The 14,640-nt window shown below is 59.5% G+C and carries 14 protein-coding genes; 10 read left to right on the forward strand and 4 right to left on the reverse strand.

Translation table 11 applies throughout. The features are described 5' to 3' along the window. The first annotated feature begins 8 nt into the window (after nt 1–8). The 5 genes from ACVDG9_RS15305 to ACVDG9_RS15325 all read left to right on the forward strand — a co-directional run bounded on the left by ACVDG9_RS15305 (nt 9) and on the right by ACVDG9_RS15325 (nt 5,958). The gene (locus tag ACVDG9_RS15305) at nt 9–956 is read left to right on the forward strand and encodes a cation diffusion facilitator family transporter (RefSeq protein ID WP_447238375.1); all 948 of its coding nucleotides are present in this window, start codon (nt 9–11) and stop codon (nt 954–956) included. A gap of 131 nt (nt 957–1,087) precedes the next feature. Next, complete coding sequence (locus ACVDG9_RS15310) at nt 1,088–2,980, forward strand: mechanosensitive ion channel family protein (RefSeq protein ID WP_447238376.1); 1,893 nt, start codon at nt 1,088–1,090, stop codon at nt 2,978–2,980. A gap of 149 nt (nt 2,981–3,129) precedes the next feature. Then, nucleotides 3,130–4,518, forward strand: coding sequence for a dipeptidase (locus tag ACVDG9_RS15315; protein WP_447238377.1), 1,389 nt, complete (start codon nt 3,130–3,132; stop codon nt 4,516–4,518). A gap of 103 nt (nt 4,519–4,621) precedes the next feature. Beyond that, nucleotides 4,622–5,203 (forward strand): LOG family protein, encoded by a 582-nt coding sequence (locus ACVDG9_RS15320; protein WP_447238378.1) that lies wholly within the window; start codon nt 4,622–4,624, stop codon nt 5,201–5,203. Between the two features lie 164 nt (nt 5,204–5,367). After that, nucleotides 5,368–5,958 carry a DUF1131 family protein gene (locus ACVDG9_RS15325; protein WP_023000961.1) on the forward strand — a complete coding sequence of 197 codons (591 nt, stop codon included), beginning with the start codon at nt 5,368–5,370 and terminating at the stop codon, nt 5,956–5,958. 220 nt (nt 5,959–6,178) lie between these two features. On the opposite strand, the gene ACVDG9_RS15330 is transcribed toward ACVDG9_RS15325, so the two are convergent. Beyond that, a complete protein-coding gene (locus tag ACVDG9_RS15330) occupies nt 6,179–7,216 on the reverse strand; it encodes a phytanoyl-CoA dioxygenase family protein (protein ID WP_023000960.1) in 1,038 nt (345 codons plus the stop codon). 176 nt (nt 7,217–7,392) lie between these two features. Between ACVDG9_RS15330 and meaB the strand changes: the two genes are divergently transcribed. Together meaB and ACVDG9_RS15340 are read left to right on the forward strand one after the other, a co-directional pair. Beyond that, on the forward strand, nt 7,393–8,391 hold the full coding sequence (meaB, locus tag ACVDG9_RS15335) for a methylmalonyl Co-A mutase-associated GTPase MeaB (protein ID WP_023000959.1): 999 nt from the start codon (nt 7,393–7,395) through the stop codon (nt 8,389–8,391). Beyond that, entirely contained in the window at nt 8,388–8,999 is a 612-nt protein-coding gene (locus ACVDG9_RS15340; RefSeq protein ID WP_447238379.1) for a pyroglutamyl-peptidase I, read from the forward strand. Before meaB ends, ACVDG9_RS15340 begins: the two co-directional genes overlap by 4 nt. A gap of 165 nt (nt 9,000–9,164) precedes the next feature. Here ACVDG9_RS15340 and ACVDG9_RS15345 read toward each other — a convergent pair whose 3' ends face one another. Beyond that, nucleotides 9,165–9,743 (reverse strand): TetR/AcrR family transcriptional regulator, encoded by a 579-nt coding sequence (locus tag ACVDG9_RS15345; protein WP_447238380.1) that lies wholly within the window; start codon nt 9,741–9,743, stop codon nt 9,165–9,167. A 203-nt stretch (nt 9,744–9,946) separates the two neighbouring features. On the opposite strand from ACVDG9_RS15345, the gene ACVDG9_RS15350 reads away from it, so the two are divergent. Together ACVDG9_RS15350 and ACVDG9_RS15355 are read left to right on the forward strand one after the other, a co-directional pair. After that, entirely contained in the window at nt 9,947–10,420 is a 474-nt protein-coding gene (locus ACVDG9_RS15350) for a YHS domain-containing (seleno)protein (RefSeq protein ID WP_023000956.1), read from the forward strand. Nucleotides 10,421–10,619: 199 nt separating this feature from the next. Continuing rightward, on the forward strand, nt 10,620–11,990 hold the full coding sequence (locus tag ACVDG9_RS15355; protein ID WP_031269278.1) for a TIGR03808 family TAT-translocated repetitive protein: 1,371 nt from the start codon (nt 10,620–10,622) through the stop codon (nt 11,988–11,990). A gap of 239 nt (nt 11,991–12,229) precedes the next feature. Here ACVDG9_RS15355 and ACVDG9_RS15360 read toward each other — a convergent pair whose 3' ends face one another. After that, nucleotides 12,230–13,030, reverse strand: coding sequence for a dimethylarginine dimethylaminohydrolase family protein (locus tag ACVDG9_RS15360; protein WP_447238381.1), 801 nt, complete (start codon nt 13,028–13,030; stop codon nt 12,230–12,232). 45 nt (nt 13,031–13,075) lie between these two features. On the opposite strand from ACVDG9_RS15360, the gene ACVDG9_RS15365 reads away from it, so the two are divergent. Next, complete coding sequence (locus ACVDG9_RS15365) at nt 13,076–13,492, forward strand: GNAT family N-acetyltransferase (protein WP_447238382.1); 417 nt, start codon at nt 13,076–13,078, stop codon at nt 13,490–13,492. 115 nt (nt 13,493–13,607) lie between these two features. Here ACVDG9_RS15365 and ACVDG9_RS15370 read toward each other — a convergent pair whose 3' ends face one another. Further along, the gene (locus tag ACVDG9_RS15370) at nt 13,608–14,636 is read right to left on the reverse strand and encodes an asparaginase (protein WP_062488426.1); all 1,029 of its coding nucleotides are present in this window, start codon (nt 14,634–14,636) and stop codon (nt 13,608–13,610) included. Between the last annotated feature and the right edge of the window lie 4 nt (nt 14,637–14,640).

The raw sequence follows: 14,640 nt of genomic DNA on the forward strand, positions 1-14,640 counted from the left end.
ACAAAGCGATGCCGGCAACCGCGGCCCAAAATCTGGAGACCGAGCGCAAGGCGCTTGTCATCGGCAAATGGGCCAACCTGTTCATGGCCGTTGCCGGCCTTCTGACCGCCTGGGTATCCCGGTCCGACGCCATGCTGGTGGACGGGCTGTATTCGGCGGTCAACTTCATCTCCGCCATTGCGGCCGCTCGTATCGGGGCAAGGGTTGGCCTGCCACCGAAACGCTCCAGACCCTGGGGACACGATTTCGACGAGGTGCTCTATGTCACCTTCCGGAGCCTCATCCTCATCGGCGTGCTGGTCTTCGCAGCCTTTGTCTCCATCTCGAAAATCTGGACCTTCTTTTCCGGAGGCGTTGTCCCGGAACTGGTGTTTGGTCCGATCGCGGTCTACGCAGTCGTCATCGTCAGCATCTGCCTTGGCCTTGCATTCAACTTTCACCGTGCCTACCGGAAAACCGGCAAGCGCAGCGCCATCCTGAAGACCGAAGCCCGCGCCGCTCTCATCGACGGCGCGCTCAGCGTCGGATCGGGAGCAGCCCTTCTGTCGCTGCCCTATCTGGAAGATACGGTTCTCGGACCATTTGTCCCGATCGGTGATGCCGTCATCGTTCTGGTGTTGATCCTGGCGATCATCTGGCAGCCGCTTTCGACCTTCCGCACGACGCTGGCAGACCTTGCCGGCGTCAGCGCCCCCAGCAGCACCTATGCCAAGGTCGCCAGGGCTGCCAGGGACCTTGCCCGCGAAAAAGGCTATCGCCTGCATCGGGCAGCTGTCCTTCAGGCAGGGCGCATGCACTGGGTGGCCGTCTATCTCGACCCCGAAAAACCCGTTCGTGCCGAAGACATAGACACGTTCCGCGACATTCTCTCCGCCCGGCTGGAAGATGTCATCGGGCCTGCAAGGGTGGAAATTGTCCTCACCGCAAGCGATTACACCAATCCGGTTCAGGAGTGATGCGCCCCCATTATCCCCTGAGTAACAGGATAGTTACCCCTTCCCGTTAAGGCTGCAATTGAAACAACGGCAGACGGGGCAACATGCGTTACCGAGAACACCGGCCACAACCGCAATACAAAGCTGAGTGCTTGCAACAGCGCCTCTTCGGTTCGGCCCTGCAATTGCTTTTCCTGCTGTCCCTGGTTGCTGTTCTCCTGACCGGCGCGCCGATGGCCGGTGCACAGGAGCCCGGCGCAGCCCCCACCAGTACGGAAGAGCGGGCAGGATCACTGGATCAAAATCGGGTGGCACGCGCCCGGGAGTACCTGCGCGACAACCCGATTTCTCCACCCGACACGTCCAGTCCGCGCGCGACACTGGAAAGCTTCGTCTACATCATGAACGAAGTGAACACGCTCTGGATGTCGGTTCGGGACAGTTATGATGACAGCAACCGGCTGTTCCTGTCGGACAGCGAAGAGGAAAAACTGGTTCTGGTACGTGCGCTTCTTTCAAAAGCCGCGCAGACTTTCGACCTAAGCGGCATTCCCGTGACTTCCCGGGAAAATGCCAGCGTCGAGATTGCACTGCAGCTTCAGGAGATCCTGGACAGGATCCCGGCGCCGCTTTTCGAAGACATTCCCGGCTCGCCTGCAGGCAGCTCGCGAAAGGCCGGCAACGCGGCGGACTTGCCTGACCATTGGACCATTCCCGGCACCAGCATCAACCTGCTGCGCCAGGATGAAGGGGAACTGCGCGGGCAGTACCTGTTTTCCAGGTCCTCCGTTGAACGCATTCCCGAAGACTATGCAGTTGTACGGGTTCTGCCCATCACCGCGGATCGCGGGGAAGACCTCTTTGAATACTACACCTACACCCCCGGCAACCTGATTGCACCGCTCTGGTATGACGTCATTGAAGCAGGGCCAGACCTGCTTCAGTACCATTTTGCCGACCAGGCGTATTGGCAGTGGCTGGCACTTGCCGGACTTCTCGTCCTCTACGCGGTCGTGTTCGGATACTACGTTCGCTGGCGCAGGTGGCGTGCGGTCTCCGTGAACGAAGGTACCCGCATCGTCCACGCGATCCTCAATCCGGTTGTCGTGATCCTTGCCGCAAGTCTCTTCCGCTATGTGTGCGAAGATCAGATCAACATCACAGGCATGCCTTTGGTGGCAGTCGGAACGTCGACGACAGCCATCATCTGGTCGGCGACCGCCTGGATGGTCTATCAGCTTCTGCAGCTGTTCTACGTCTGGTTTTCCAGCAGTGCCGGGGCTGCAAGAGATGGACTTGACGTCAGCCTTCTGCGCACCGGCTTCCGGGTCTTCTCCCTTGCCATCGCGCTGATCGTGCTCGGGTATGGCGCAACTCAGATCGGCATTCCGATCTACGGCGTCATCGCTGGTCTCGGCGTGGGCGGTCTTGCAATTGCCCTTGCCGCCCAGCCGACAATCGAAAACCTGATCGGTGGTATCATTCTCTATGCTGACCGGATGGTGCGTGTCGGCGAGTTCTGCCAGTTCGATGATCTGGCGGGCACCGTGGAATCCATCGGCATCCGTTCAACCCGTATCAGGGCGCTCGACCGAACACTCATTACCGTTGCCAATGCCGACCTCGCCAAACGAAAGATCATCAACTACAGCTACCGTGACCAGTTTCACTTCCGACACAAACTCAAACTGCGGTATGAGACGAGCCCGGCATCGCTGAAGCGCGTTCTGGCAGCGATCCACGACTATCTCCTCGCCCACGAAAAGGTAATCGAAGATCCGCTTCGCGTGCGAATGATCGGCTTTGACGATTACGCTATATCGGTCGACGTCTATGCCTATGTGCAGGCAGCCACCGTCGCAGCGTTTCAGGAAATCCAGGAAGAGCTGCTCTTCGGCATAAGGGAGATCGTCGAGGCCAACGGATCTGAAATCGCCTATCCCTCCTCGACCGTCTATCTGTCGCAAGACAAGGGTCTGCAGGACGAACAGACGGCCGGTGACGCAGCACCTGCCGCTGGCGAGAAAGAGATCCAGGCCGCCTGATGGATCGGCGGCCGGCGCTTTGCGGGCCGTCTTCTGCTTCCTGAATAAGCAATTGCGCTACGCGCGCCGATATGGCCTGTTAGGGCCTTCTCACATTGCCCGAGTCCATCGGGCCTGCTCCTATCTGTTCAAAAATTCAAGGATCCGTCATGAGTTCCATCGACAAGGTCTTGGCGCGCATCGATGCCAATCTCGACAACAGCCTCGACCGAATGTTCGACCTCCTCAAGATCAAGAGCATTTCCACCGACCCGGCTTTCAAGGCTCCGTGCCGTGAAGCCGCTGAATGGCTGGCAAGAGAACTGAACGACATCGGCATTGAAGCATCGGTACGCGACACGACCGGCCATCCGATGGTTGTGGGTCACCGCAAGTCCGGCAAGCCGGGGCCGCATGTCCTGTTCTACGGCCACTACGACGTTCAGCCGGTCGATCCGCTGAACCTGTGGAAGCGCGATCCGTTCGACCCGGCCATCGAGACAAAGCCGGACGGCAGCAAGATCATCGTTGCCCGCGGTTCCGCCGACGACAAGGGTCAGCTGATGACCTTCGTGGAAGCGGCCCGCGCCTACCTGGAAGAAACCGGCGATCTGCCGCTCGACGTGTCGATCCTGTTCGAAGGTGAGGAAGAGTCTGGTTCGCCGTCGCTTCATCCGTTCCTTGAAGCCAACAAGGACGAACTGTCCTGCGACCTTGCGCTCGTGTGCGACACCGGCATGTGGGACGCTGAAACACCGGCAATCTCCATCATGCTGCGCGGCATGGTCGGCGACGAGATCATCGTCAAGGCGGCCAGCCGCGACCTGCATTCCGGCTCCTATGGTGGCTCGGCTCAAAACCCGAACCACATCGTCGCTTCGATCATTGCCGGCCTGCACGATGAGAACGGCAAGGTGACCCTGCCCGGTTTCTACGACGGCGTCATCGACATGCCGGAAGAAGTCACCAAGATGTGGGACGAGCTCGGTTTCTCGGTCGAGGAATTCCTCGGCGAGGTCGGCCTGAAATATCCGCGCGGTGAAAAGGACCGCATGCCGCTTGAACATCTCTGGACCCGCCCGACCGTTGAAGTGAACGGAATGTGGGGCGGTTACCAGGGTGCCGGTTCCAAGACCGTGATCCCGGCCGAAGCACATGCCAAGTTCACCTTCCGCCTTGTCGGCGATCAGGACCCGGACAAGGTCCAGGAAGCTTTCCGCGCCTACGTGCGCTCTAAGATCCCGGCAGACTGCACGGTGGATTTCATTGCCAAGGAAGGCAGCCCTGCCCTCAGGCTCGACTTTGCGATGCCTGCGCTGGAAAAGGGCAAGACAGCCCTCAAGGCGGAATGGGACAAGGATGCTGCGCTGATCGGAATGGGCGGTTCGATCCCGATCGTGGGTGATTTCAAGCGCATGCTGGGCATGGATTCGCTGCTGATCGGCTTTGGTCTGGAAGATGACCAGATCCATTCGCCGAACGAAAAATACAACCTGACCAGCTTCCACAAGGGCATCCGTTCCTGGGCCCGGGTTCTGGACGAGTTGGCCAAAGACTGACCTTGAAGATGACACGCGGGCCCACGGGCCCGCGTGTCATGGATCGAACACGATCAAAATTCCTGAGGGCAGAGCCTGCCACCTCAGCGACCGGAGAACAGACATGAAATCCATTTGCGTCTTTTGTGGCTCCAGCTACGGCGCTCTCGAGGCATATGCGGATATTGCGTGCGAAACGGGACGCGCCATCGCCGAACAGGGCTACACGCTTGTCTATGGCGGCGCCAAGGTTGGCCTGATGGGCACCGTTGCCGACGCGGCACTTGCAGCCGGTGGCAAGGTGATCGGCGTGCTGCCGCGATCTCTTCAGGACAAGGAAATCGGCCACGAGGGTTTGAGCGAACTGCATCTCGTGGATTCGATGCATGAGCGCAAGGCGATGATGGCAGACTTGTCCGACGCCTTCATAGCCCTTCCGGGCGGCGTTGGTACGCTCGAAGAAATTTTCGAAGTCTGGACCTGGGGCCAGCTCGGTTATCACAAGAAGCCCTGCGGTTTCCTCAATGCCGAAGGCTATTACGATCACCTGATCGCCTTCCTCGACCACCAGACAGAGCAGGGTTTCACCAAACAGGTGATGCGCGACATGGCGCAGATCGCCAGTTCTCCGCTTGATATGATCCGCCAGTTCGAAAATTATACGCCCCCTTCCGCACCCAAATGGATCAACCGGGACGAGACCTGACAGGCACGCTGAAACGCAAGCCTTGATGCCCCTGCGGCAGTTGCCTGCAAGCTTCGGGAACTGTCCACAGGGGGCATCGCTCTCTTTGCAAACAAGACGTTACTTGGTAAATCCCGTATCGCTTCTGCGCACTTCGGCGCAGCCCAATCAGCCCGAGTATCATCATGCGTCTAACTGCTATCGGTTTTGCCTGCCTTTTCGCACTTACGGGAGCGGCCTGCGCACCGACGGCGGATCTGGACGGCACATCCGGGCGCCTGGTGCGGACATCCAACATCACGCTGGTGCAAATCGCCGAAGATCATGTCGGCGGCATTACCGGTGAAACCCAATACGGCCAGAAAGCCATTGAGGCAGCCCTGCCCGGCTTCACCACCGAAGGCATTCAAACCGCCAACGAAAACTCCACCGAGTGGGCTCTTGCAGCTTTCAACAGTGACGGCTTTCAGGTGTTGCAGGTGTTCAAGGGTCAGAACGGCAAGGTCCGCACCGTCCACGGTGTGACACACCACCTGCAGGGCCCGAACGGCGAACGGATCGGCATGACCTTTTCCGAAATCGGCTCCTCACGTGCCGATTGCCGGGTCGGCCAGAACCTGTGGCGCGGCATGGCAATCTGCCATTCCGATGGCCATCCGAACGTGGAACTGGTCTACGCGATTCCGGGCTACGACGGCCCGTTCGACCGCCTTCCGGCTGAAAACGACCTGTTCGATGCACAGCTACAGCGGATCCTCTGGACGCCGAAGAGCTGACGGTTACACGGCCGGCCAGGTTCATTCCGACAGATCACCCCCAATTTCCCCCTCATCCTGAGGAAGCGCGAAAGCGCTGTCTCGAAGGATGGGCGGCACACTCTTGAGCAATTGGCCCATCCTTCGAGACGGACCTGATGGTCCTCCTCAGGATGAGGTTGGATGGGAACAATTGACTATCGGATCTTTGAAACGAAGAAATCAGAAGACACCTCAGCCCTCACACATGCGGCTGCGAGCGCACCATGACTTCGCCCACCTTGCGCCACACGTTGCGCTGCTTCAGCGTCTTTTCAGCCACATCCGCAAGATCCATCAGAACCGGCATGCCGCGATCCTTGAGACCCGGCAGTGCCTTGATGTCGCCGCCGGTCCACGGCAGGAACGGATTGCGGCGCATGTGCCAGTGGATTTCCGAACGGACTGTCGGTTTGTCGGACGGCGTGCGGCCGTGAAAGGCAAAGGTATCGGCCACGATCAACGTGTTTTCCGGCACCGCCATCTTTTTGGGCTGCGGCAGGCCAAGGGAGGCAAGCTCATCCGCCTTGATCCGGAAAGACCCGCTGGCATGGTGGGACCTCAGGTCCTTGGCTGCGCTCAGGGAGCATTCGTACTCCCATTCCAGCCGCTCCTTCGTGAGCTTGTGTGAGCCCGGCACGAAGAAGAAGGGCCCGTCGTCCTCGCCGACGTCCTGCAGGAACAGCCAGGCCTTGGACGTCGCGTGGAACGTATCTGCATGGGCATCGGACTGCGGATCTTTTTTCTTCACCTTCAACGGTTCCACCAGGACCGTCTGAATGAAATTGAGAGGCTGTCCACCCTGCGAGGCGGCATAGCGGATCATGTTGATCGCACGCGGATCACGCACCGCCTGAGCCAACGCAGCGTTTTTGCGCAACACCTCCGGCGGCAGCAAGGTCATCCGCGTCACCGCCTGGCCCTGGCGCATCTCCCGCGATTCGAACGGCTGGTTGAACACTTCTTCCTTGAGCTGGCGGAAAGTTTCTTCCGGCAGGAAGTTCTTGACCAGGAAATAGCCGTTCTCATCGAAGAAAGCCTGCTGGTCCCGATCAACCAGATGGGCCAGCTTTGCGCGTCTGTGTGCAGCAAGATCGGCCGCAAGCTGCACTCTTTTCTTGTGCAGGCCCCAGGTATTCAGCCTCTCGCTTCCCAGAAGCGGATTCTTGCGCGGAGACTTGTCGGTTCCGGCGAGACCCAGAACCCAGAACGGGGCTTTCAGATAGGACAAGGGTGTCATGCAGCACCAAAAATGAATTTCATCGAAGTGGCGTGTATCTAACACGTTTTTGCCTGCGGGTTTCAATGTTTCCATCCATTTCGGCGCTGTTTTGCGCCATCAGAACGCGTCGCGAATGCGTCTTCACCCTTTGGCGGCAGTGACCTTTGCCGAATCCTGCGCTAACACCTTGAGGCATGATGACAACGGCACGAAATCTCGACCCCGCGAAGCTGGCGGACGGTCTGAAAGCCGGACAGCGCGCTGCGCTTGCCCGCGCCATCACGCTCGTGGAATCGCGCAAGCGTGAGCATCGCCGCCTTGCCCAGCATCTGATCCAGGAACTGCTGCCTCTCACAGGCAAGGCCCTCAGGGTCGGCATCACCGGCGTACCAGGTGTCGGCAAGTCCACGACCATCGACACGTTGGGATCCAACCTGACTGCCGCCGGGCACAAGGTCGCCGTTCTGGCGGTTGATCCGTCATCCACCCGTACCGGTGGGTCGATCCTGGGCGACAAGACACGAATGGCCCAGCTAGCTGTGGATCCGAACGCCTTCATCCGCCCATCGCCTTCCGCCGGTACACTTGGCGGGGTCGCCGCGAAGACGCGCGAAACCATGCTGTTGTGCGAGGCCGCCGGGTACGACGTGATCCTGGTTGAAACCGTCGGCATCGGACAATCGGAAACCACGGTTGCCGACATGGTCGACTTCTTTCTGGTCCTGATGCTGCCTGGCGCCGGTGACGAGCTTCAGGGCATCAAGAAGGGCGTTCTTGAGATTGCCGACATGATCGCCGTCAACAAGGCCGACGGCGACGGCGCTACCCGTGCCCGTACCGCTGCCTCGGACTATCGCGCAGCGCTGCATATTCTTGCTCCCAAGTCGCCCACATGGACGCCGCCTGTCATCACGGTGTCTGGCCTCGCCAACGAAGGGCTGGATCACCTGTGGGAGCAGATTACGGTGTTTCGCGAGCGCATGCAGGCCAGCGGTGAATGGCATCAAAAACGCAGCGGACAACAAGTCGCCTGGATGTGGGACATGCTTCAACAGCGCATGATGGAAGCCCTGACATCGAACACGCGTACCGCCGACCGTCTCAAATCCCTGGAGGAGGAAGTGCGCGGCGGCAAGACCGCTGTCTCGCTCGCGGTGGACGAATTAGCGACCTTGATGGGGCTTGGCGAATGAACACTTCAGGACGCAAGACCGTTCTTGTGACCGGTTTTTCGCCGTTCCCGGGGGCACCCGTCAATCCGACGGAGCGCCTCATGAGACGGCTCGCCAAACGCATTGGGGCGCATCAGTCAGGTGTCGACTTCGTCTTCCATGTCCTGCCGACAACCTGGGCAGGGCGTGAGGTTGTCACAGACCGGCTCCGCACCACCCTTTCGCCAGACGCCATCGTGCACTTCGGCGTCGACGGGACGCGGAGAACGATCAATATTGAAACAAGGGCCGTCAACAAAGCCGTACGCGTGCGTCCGGATGCGTTGGGCAGAGCACCGGCGAGGCCGGAACTGGCAATGTCTCAAGAGCGCGCGCGGAGCTCAACCCTGCCTGCCAGGGCCCTGCGCGATGCTGCGCTTGCCGCAGGTGCGCCCGCACAGCTTTCCACCAACGCCGGAACCTATCTCTGCAATGCCACCTTATGGGATTCCATCGGCTCGGGCATTGCCAGCATCTTCGTTCACGTTCCGGCTTTGCCGAAAGGTCCGCGCGATACGAGACCCGCCTACCCTGTCATCGAGGAAGCCGCGGTCCGTATTCTGCGCGAACTGGCAAGGCGCCTGCGATAGAGCGAGGCTCGGAACACCCTCCTGAAGAACTTTCCCCTCATCCCATCCTTCGAGACAGCACTTCGTGCTCCTTCGGGATGAGGTGGTATTGGGTTATCTGAAATTCAGTATTTCGCGGTTTCAAAGTCCCCGAGCCTCAATAAACCACCTGCTCCTGCTCCTGCCTCAATGCACTCGGCCAAGCAGTCTCTCGACCTGGCGGATGCAGTCGGCCGCCATGTCGGCGGACAACCCCGCCCGGCCGAGAACCCGCAAGCCGAAATAGGCTGTCAGTACGCCGCGTGCGGTGCCGCGAGCTTCTGTCCCCTCAAGCCCATCGTCCCGAAGCGCGCGGTAAAAACCGTTTTCCAGACGCCTTGTCATCGCCTGCAGACTTGCCTCTGCCTCTGCGCCCCCCGCCTTGTCGACCAGGGCATTGCACAGAAAGCAGCCAAGCCTGTCGCCATCTTTCTGGGCGAGCTCGGCAATGCGGCCGAACAGGGCAAGTATCCGGTCCCGTCCCGCCCCTTCTGAAGGGTCACCAAGAAAAGCGACCGTGTTGCTGACAACCTGATCGTTGTACCTGTCGAGTGCCGCCAGATAGACCGACTGTTTGTCCTGGAACGCCTTGTAGAAAGAACCCTTGGTAATGGCCATCGCATCGAGCAGTTCGGACAGCGAGGCTTCGTCATAGCCAACGTCCCAGAACAGCTCCATGGCTTTTTCCAATGCCTCATCGGCGTCGAATTCCCGAGGTCTTGCCATGCGATCTCCCGTCAAGCCACTTCACAAAAAACTCAACCGCGTGTCACGCGCTTGTGTTTTGTACCATTCGGTTCCTAACTCTATTTAGGAACCACCGGCAGGGTTGGTCAAGTGCGACCGATTAGGAACCAATCGGTTCCTATCTCAAGATCGCTTGAACACGTCTTTGCCGGACCAATTCAACCCCTTGGGAGTGTCTCCAGATGTTTGCAAACCTCATTCGCGGCTCAGTTGCCGCCCTGGTCGTCGTCACCGGGCTTGTCTCCAGCGCTTTCGGTGCCGGTTTTGATGTCAACGCCACCATCACCGGCCTGGCCCTGCGCGGTGTCGATCCGGTTTCCTATTTCGTCAATGGCGCTCCGCAGGACGGCGACATTGCTATTACCGAAGTTCACAACGGCGCCACCTACCGTTTCGCCTCTGAAGAGAACCGCGATCTCTTCAAGCAGAACCCGGAAAAATATCTTCCGCAATACGGCGGTTTCTGCGCCTTCGGTGCTGCCATGGGCGTGAAGGTCGATGGTGACCCGGACCTGTGGAAGATCGTCGACAACAAGCTTTACCTGAACCTCGCACCGTCGATCCAGGAACGTTGGAACAAGGACGTACCGGGCTTCATTTCCAAGGCTGACGAAAACTGGGTTGGTCTGGAAAGCGTCGACCCGAGCAGCCTCTAATCGTCTCTGACCGGTCTCTTCTGCCCCTGTAGACCGGTTACCTGACCGGCCAGGCCATGTGCCTGGCCGGTCTCTTTTTTTCCGCCGGTTAAAGCGTGTGATCTCGCAAATGCCAATCCGGCACGGCTCTTGCGATTTCAGCCATAGACACTTGAGACGCATCCCAATCCGGGACGTCGGAAAGCAATTGGCCGGATCGATGACACGTAATCTTTCAAAACTGAACCGACGCGCGTTTCTTGCCGGGACAGCATTGTGTCTTTCCGGGACAGTCGCCACGGCCCAGATGAAGGTTGCCGACCTGCGCGGTTCTATCGACTCAGAGGATCTTGGCCTTCTGCCCAACGCGGCAGATGACCAGACCGCTCAATTCCAGAATGCCGTCAATCGTGCCGTTGAGCGTGGTCGCGCGCTGTTCCTGCCTGCCGGCACCTATCCGGTCGCCAATCTGCGTCTTCCCTCTGGCACATTGATTGTCGGGGTTCCCGGCAGAACACGGCTCGTCTACCAGGGCGGCGGCGGTCAGTTGATCCGTGCCGAGGATGTTGCCAATGTCGGTCTGACCGGGATTACCTTCGATGGCGCCAATCGATCCATCGGCGATTTCACCGAGGGCCTGCTGCATTTCATCAACGTCAAGAACGTCACGCTGGACAATTGCGAGATCACCGGTTCTTCCAAGATGGGACTGTTGCTGGACCGCTGTTCAGGCCGGGTCGAAAATTGCCGGATCTCCGGTGCTGCGGAAGCGGGACTGCGCTCGAACGAGGCAAACGGCCTTGCCATCACCGGCAACACGGTAACCGACTGCGCCAACGGCGGCATCTGGGTGCACCGCTGGCGCGAAGGCGAGGACGGAACCATCGTTTCCGGCAACCGGGTGGAACGTATCGGCGCCCGCTACGGCGGCACCGGCCAGTTCGGCAACGGCATCAATGTTTTCCGCGCTCATGGCGTCATGGTTTCCAACAACCGCGTGGCGGATTGCGCCTTCTCCGCAATCCGCTCCAATGCAGGTTCCAACGTCCAGATCATCGGTAATTCCTGCCTGCGCTCCGGAGAAACGGCGATCTATTCCGAGTTCGGTTTCCAGGGAGCGGTCATTGCCAACAATATCGTTGACGGCGGCACGATCGGCATATCCATCGCCAACTTCATGGATGGCGGCCGTATGGCGGTCTGCTCCGGCAACCTGATCCGCAACATCAAGAAGGAAGGCCCCTACCCGCCGGAAGTGGCCGGCTTCGGCATCGGCATTGCCGTTGAAGCGGATACGACATTGACCGGCAATGTGGTGGAGGGCGCACCGAAATTCGGCCTGATGCTCGGCTGGGGCCCCTATATGCGCAACATCGCAGCCTCCCAGAACGTTGTTCGGGACTGCGGCACGGGCATTGCTGTCACCGTGGTTGATGGCGCGGGCGCTGCCGTCATCACCAACAACATCGTCCAAGGTTCGCAACAGGGCGCGATCAACGGTTACCGCTGGCTCGAAAAAGCGACCGGTGAACTGAACAATGTTTCGGAATTCGACAATCTCACCGTTCACGGCAACCAGATAGCCGCCTGACTGACCCGACCGCCCGGCACAAACGCGCTCATCCTCTGAGACATCCTGTAGACCGCTCTCTCCACAACTCAGGTTAAAACCTTACGAGCGGAAACGGAATGGATGCCATGGCCAACCCGTGTCGTGACAATGGAGTTCGAAAGCCTGATACTTCTCAATGAACTCATCCCGAGAACGCATTTACGCGCGTTCCCAGGCCCAAGACGAACCGCTGTCAGAACTGGAGAGCTCCAGAGAGATCAGTCCAGGGCAAAGCGCAGTGACAGGCACGACAGGCCACCATCGACCTTGCGGGCTTCGTGGGTCGGCAGGACAACGGTCGTGAAACCGGCCGCCTCGATGGCTGCCAATGTCTTCGGGTAGCCTTCCGGTACCATGACGACATCATTCACACGGATGACGTTGGCGGCGTAGTCTTCCCCTTCCGGAACGACCACAATTTCCCGGTCACCGAAAAAGCCGCTGTCTGCCATGACCTTGGTCGCCAGGATGACGCCATCGCCAAGGGTGGAACAGGCCGTCTTGAAATGCAGCACGCCATCGGGCGTCTCGCAGACTTCGGCCTTGTACCCCCACTCGCCCAGCAATCCGGCAAAGGCATCAGCGCCCTCCCGGTCGGTGCGGGCGGACAGGCCGATCAGGATGACGTCGTCGAGCATCAGGACATCGCCGCCGTCGACATGACCGTTCCCCGGCAGGTCGACAACCTTGCCGAACCGGCTTTCCAGCGCCGCACGGATCTCCGCGCCTTCGCCTTCCCGGCTGGCCGTGCCCGGCCGAAGCTGGATGGCGCCATCAGGAAGGCAGAAGGCAGGATCCTCGACAAAACAACTGTCCGGGTAGGTTTCAAGCTGCGGCAGAACGTCAACCGTCAAGCCGGCTTCTTGCAAGGCCGAGACATAACGCTCATGTTCTGCCCTGAATTTTTCGCCACTCGGGTTGCCCGTGTCCACCGCACGGATGCCGTCGGCCACGCTGTCGGCGGGCGTGCGCGTGATCGCGTGGGTGAAACGGAAAGACAAATCGGGACGATGTGCCATGAGACAACTCCTGTGACAGAACCAAGCGCTCAACCAGCCATCCGCATGGCCAAATTGCAAGACGTCCCGGCCCTGAAAACATGCATCGACAGGGCCTATGCACTGGTAAAATCAACCTTGCCAGACCTGCCGGACGTCTCTTCCGGCCTGGAGGAAGACATCGGGCAAAATCAGGTCTTCGTTGCCGAAACGGATGGCCGTATCGTCGGCTGCGCAATCCTGGGTCTCCACGGCCAAAGTGCTCATCTCATGAACATAGCCGTCGATCCGGATAGCAGGGGCATGGGCATCGGACGTCTGTTGATGGAAGCCGTAGAGGTCCTCGCCAGTGAGAGCGGAGCCACCGAGATACATCTGGCAACCCATGTCGCCATGCCTGAGAACGTTGCTCTTTACGCGCACCTGGGCTGGAGTGAATTGGAAAGAAACGGCAACAAGGTGCTGATGAAAAAAGATCTTTGAGCCAGCCCATAAGCGCTCGTCACACTCCTCTGCCTCAAGAGCCGAAAAAGCGGCATCTGAAACCAGACGGAAACAGGTGAGAGCCAGGAATGAAGCCTGAGAGTGCGCCGGCTTGTTAAGGCAGCGCTGCTTTCAACTCGGTCAGGAACTCTTCGCGCGGCTTGATGTGTCCGGCCTGGATACCGACCCGGGTCAGGATCGGCGGATTCACCAGTCCGTCAAGCAGAGCTGCCTCATCATCGTTCAGCTCCAGCATCGCTTCCAGAACGGTTGCCATCATCACTTCGGACGCCCGGGTTGCTCCGTCGTCGCATTTCAGCGCGACACCGAAACCAAGCTCGGGAATGGAAGCACAGAAGACACCTTCGGCTCCGGTCTTGACGAACACTCGGCCACGGAAAGCTTCCATCACCCTGGTGCAGAAACGGCCTGTCCCGGCAACCATGTAAGGTTCGTTGATGCAGGCATCAAACAGCCGTTCGGCAGCCTCGGCCCGAAGCGGCTCCAGCCCTTCACCCGTTCCGAAGGCGGCAAAGGCGCGCGCGAAGCTGCGCAAAGGTGAAGCGTAGGTCGGGATTGAACAGCCGTCTGTTCCGCAGACATCCTCGGACAGAGTGTCACCGGTCATCTGCTCCATCACGTTGCGAACTTCACGCTGCACAGGGTGTTCCGCGTTTACATAGCCGCGTGTCTCGACACCCATAACCTTGGCCAGGCCAAGGAAACCGGCATGTTTGCCTGAGCAGTTGTTGTGCAGGCCGCAGGGCGATTCATCAGCCAGGATAAGTTTGGCTGCGTCTTCCATCCGCTGGGGCCACTGCGGGCCGCACTCGAGATTGTCTTCGGCAAGGCCTGCCTTCATCAGCATGACCCTTGCCGAATTGGCGTGAACTTCCTCGCCGTTGTGAGACGCACAGGCGAGTGCCAGTTCGGCATCTGAATAGTCGAGCGCTTCTGCCGCTCCCGATTCAACCAGGGGCAATGCCTGAAGTGCCTTGATGGCGGAGCGCGGAAACACCCGGGCTTCCACATTGCCGATACCGAAAACCAGCTTTCCGGCGCTATCGACGATGGCAATGCTGCCCCGATGCAGGCTTTCGATCACGGTGCCGCGGGTGACGTCGACCAGAGCCGGATTGTCCATGAAG

The sequence above is a fragment of the Roseibium sp. RP-7 genome (genome assembly GCF_053005225.1).